Genomic DNA, 3,898 nt, shown 5'->3' on the forward strand with positions numbered 1-3,898 from the left:
CGGCTCGCCGCCTTCCAGGATGCCCACATTTATCACTACAATCACTATGAGGTGACGGCGCTCAAAAGGCTGACCCAACGCTATGGCGTCGGAGAGTCAATGCTCGACCACCTTTTGCGCGGTAGGAAATTCGTCGATCTTTATCGTGTCGTGCAGCAGGGGCTTGTCGCGTCCGAATCTGGCTATTCGCTCAAGGACCTCGAAGCGTTCTACATGGAGAAGCGGACGGGCGAGGTCGCGACGGCGGGGGACAGCATCGTCGCCTACGAGAATTGGCTCGAATCGCGAGAGCAGAATATTCTCGACGAGATCAAGCGCTATAACGAGATAGACTGCCGTTCGACCAAAGGTCTGCGCGACTGGCTGATCGAGGTACGGCCGGACGGTGCGCCGTGGTTCGTTCATGAGGAAGCCCCCGCGCCTCCAGAGGATCTGATTGACGTCGACCGGCAGGCGCTTCGCGACAAGCTCGACGCCGCACGGAACCGGCTTGGCCCGGAGGTCGCCGATCTGCTTTTCGAACTCAACGCCTTTCACGGTCGCGCCGACAAGCCAGCATGGTGGGAATATTTCGACCGCCAAAGCCGGGACACGGATGAGTTGATCGACGACCTCGAAAGCCTCGGCGGACTGACTGCAATCTCACCGCCGGACGGACTCGCGCGCAAATACGCCTATCCGAAACAGGAAACGAAACTGCGCGCCAATGCGCGCGTCTGCCTGCGGGGCTTGCCGGGAACCGTGACCATCGTCGAGATGGACCGGAGGAAGCGCCAAGTCGCTTTGAAAGGCAGCAAAAGGACCGGCCCTCTTCCGGGCCAGTTAGACCTTGTTCCGTCCGGCCCAATCAAAAATGACGTGTTGCGGGTGGCTGTCGACAGGGTCACGGCGTCTTTCCTTGCGGACGACGGTCAATTCCCCGCCATTGGCCATTTTCTGGCGCGTCGGCCGCCCCGCCTCAAGGGAGTGTTGCTGGAAGATTATCTAAAAGAACCGGACGATCACGTTGACGCGGCGGTCTCCGCCGTCGTCGCACTGGACAATAGCTGCTTGCCGATTCAGGGGCCGCCAGGAACGGGGAAGACATATGTCAGCGCCAAGGCCATCCGTGAATTGGTCCGCTGCGGGAAACGAGTTGCCGTTTCGTCAAATGCGCATAAGGCGATCGACAATCTGCTCCTGGCCATGGCCGGCCAGGCACGGGAGGCCGGAGAGCGGATCAGTATCGCCAAGAAAATCTCGATCGGAGCTGACAAGCCCGACGATGCGATGATCACAGCTACGACCAGCAACGACGACTCGATCCTTCAGACAGCAAGTGTCGTTGGCGGAACAGCTTGGCTCTTCGCCCGGCCGGAAATGACCGAATCCTTCGATCACGTCTTCATCGACGAGGCGGGCCAAGTATCGATCGCCAACCTCGTCGCCATCGCCGGCGCCGCAAAAAACATCGTTCTCGTAGGCGACCAGATGCAATTGCCTCAGCCGGTGCAAGGAGTGCATCCGGGCGAAAGCGGACTGTCGACCCTTGATTATCTGATGCAGGATCAACGGACCATCACACCCGACCGGGGTATATTCCTTCCGCTTTCGCGGCGAATGCATCCTGCCGTCTGCACGTTGATTTCGGATCTCGTTTACGACGGGCGTCTGTCGAGCGACGCGGGGGCGGCCCGTCACAGGATCGACGGCGCCGACAGCCTGCCGAATTTCGGCGTGCTGTTCGAAGCTGTCGAACACAGCGGGAACAGCCAGTCGAGCGAGGAGGAGGCAGACAAAATTGTTGCTCTTCATGCGGCATTGCTCGGCGCGACCTTCACCGATCGCCAAGGTCAGCAACGGACAATGGGCATCGACGATATTCTCGTCGTCAGCCCTTACAATGCGCAGGTCAACCTGCTCAGTGAACGTCTTCCCGCTGGAGCGCGCGTCGGCACCGTGGACCGATTTCAGGGGCAGGAGGCGCCGGTTTCTCTAATTTCCATGGCGACGTCCAGTGCTCAGGAATTGCCGCGTGATGTCGCATTCCTGTTCAGCCTCAACCGGCTGAACGTAGCAATCTCTCGGGCTCAGGCGCTCGCCATCGTCGTCGCTTCCCCCAAACTGCTGGACGTGCAGTGCAGCACGCTCGAAGAGATGAAGCTTGTGAACGCCCTTTGTGCAGTAAACGCCTACTCCAGGCCAAAGCCCGCATGAAGATGCTGTTTATGTTTTGTTCAGATGTCCGGTTCTGTCGTCCCGCCATGCGATTTTTACTTCGGCAAATTCGAAGGGAATCAACATGCTCACGAGACACGCTGAAGTCCGCTGCCAGCAGCGCGGAATCCGCCCCGAAGTCGTAGCCACCCTTCTTGAATACGGCCGGCGCGAGCGCCGACATGGCGCTGAAATCTGTTTCATGGACCGGTCTGCGCACCGGCAGGCGCAGCGAGCGCTTGGGCACGACGCCTATGCGCGGGTCGTCGATCGTCTCGATCGTTACCTCGTGGTCGCTGACGATGGCCAAATCATCACCGCCGCACCGCGCTTGAAAAGGCTCAAATTCTGAAAGCTGGGCTGCAGGTACAACGAATATGGTGTAGCCCTGACCTCTCGGAACGCCGTTAGCTTTTACACCACTTCCAAAATTCAGCGAATCTTCAAGTTCAGTAGGGATTCCATGACCAATTTTCGCTTCATCCATGCCGCCGATCTCCACCTCGACAGCCCCCTCATCGGACTCGCTGCCAAATCACAGGATTACGCGTCCCGCGTTGATGATGCGTCGCGCCAAGCATTTGACAATTTGATCGCTCTCGCGATTGATGAGGAATGTCGGCTCATCGTCATTGCGGGGGACGTTTTTGATGGCCAGTGGCGCGATTATCGCACTGGCCTATTCTTCGCTGACCGGATGCGCAAACTGCGTGACGCCGGAATACGCGTCGTCATGATCGCGGGCAATCACGATGCTGAAAATCGGTTCGCGGCGCGTCTGGACTATTCGGAGAACGTCAAACTCCTTTCAGCCCGGCGACCGGAATCATTCGCGATCGACGATTTGGGCGTCGTGGTTCATGGACGCAGTTTTCCTCAACGGGATGTTTACGAGAACCTGGCGCGTGACTATCCTGCGCCGGTCGTTGGGGCAGTAAATATCGGGCTTCTGCATACGGCTTGCGGCGGCAGCGACGTTCACGAGAACTACGCCCCTTGCTCAGTCGAACAATTGGCTAACCACGGTTACCACTACTGGGCACTTGGCCATGTTCACGCTTGGCGAGTTTTGAGCGAGGCGCCCTATGTCGTCTATTCGGGAAATCTCCAAGGGCGCAGCATCCGAGAAACTGGATCGAAAGGCGCGACACTCGTCGAAGTCGTCGACGGTCAAATAGCGACGGTCGAACATCGCGCGCTCGACGTTATTCGATGGGCCTCTGAAGACGTAGATCTGACTCACGTTGAGCAGCGGAATGCGCTCTTGCCTACGGTACAAGAGGCAATCGAACGGACTTATGGTAGCTGCGAAGGCCGCGCGCTGGCCATACGTTTGCGTCTTGTCGGCTCAACTCTCTTGCATGCGGAACTCGTCGAGAACATTGTGCTCGTTCGCGAAGAAATCGAAATGTTAGCCGCAAGCACAGCCTCAGATATTTGGGTTGAAAAGATCGAAGTGCGTACCGAGTCGGTTGCTCGCGGACCTGAAATCGATCCGACGATAGCCGGAGCTTTGAAATCGGCGGTCGAATCTCTAGCCGCTGGCGCAAATTTCGCCGCGCGCATCGATGCGCGCATTGCAGAAATAAGGGTGAAACTGCCACCGGCGGCGCAGTCTGAACAATGGCTGCAGACGCTGCGAAACGGTGTGCTCGATCGTGCCCGCAATCTCGCTCAGGCTGTCATCGAAAAAGGGGAGGGC

At 58.3% G+C, this 3,898-nt stretch carries 3 protein-coding genes; all 3 read left to right on the top strand.

Annotated features, from left to right (window positions below):
* Positions 1-2,196: DEAD/DEAH box helicase (locus ACLP2E_RS15100; protein WP_442466417.1), on the top strand; the 2,196-nt coding region annotated here is incomplete at its 5' end.
* An 85-nt stretch (positions 2,197-2,281) separates the two neighbouring features.
* Positions 2,282-2,548 (top strand): hypothetical protein, encoded by a 267-nt coding sequence (locus ACLP2E_RS15105; protein ID WP_442466418.1) that lies wholly within the window; start codon positions 2,282-2,284, stop codon positions 2,546-2,548.
* A 111-nt stretch (positions 2,549-2,659) separates the two neighbouring features.
* The coding region (locus ACLP2E_RS15110; RefSeq protein ID WP_442466419.1) for a metallophosphoesterase family protein at positions 2,660-3,898 on the top strand (1,239 nt) is incomplete at its 3' end.

The organism is Rhodoblastus sp., assembly GCF_052145335.1.
GTDB lineage: Bacteria > Pseudomonadota > Alphaproteobacteria > Rhizobiales > Beijerinckiaceae > Rhodoblastus.

Bases quoted from the DNA above. Each gene is read 5' to 3' on its own strand.
- ACLP2E_RS15105 (WP_442466418.1), top strand. From the start codon at position 2,282: ATGCTCACGAGACACGCTGAAGTCCGCTGCCAGCAGCGCGGAATCCGC.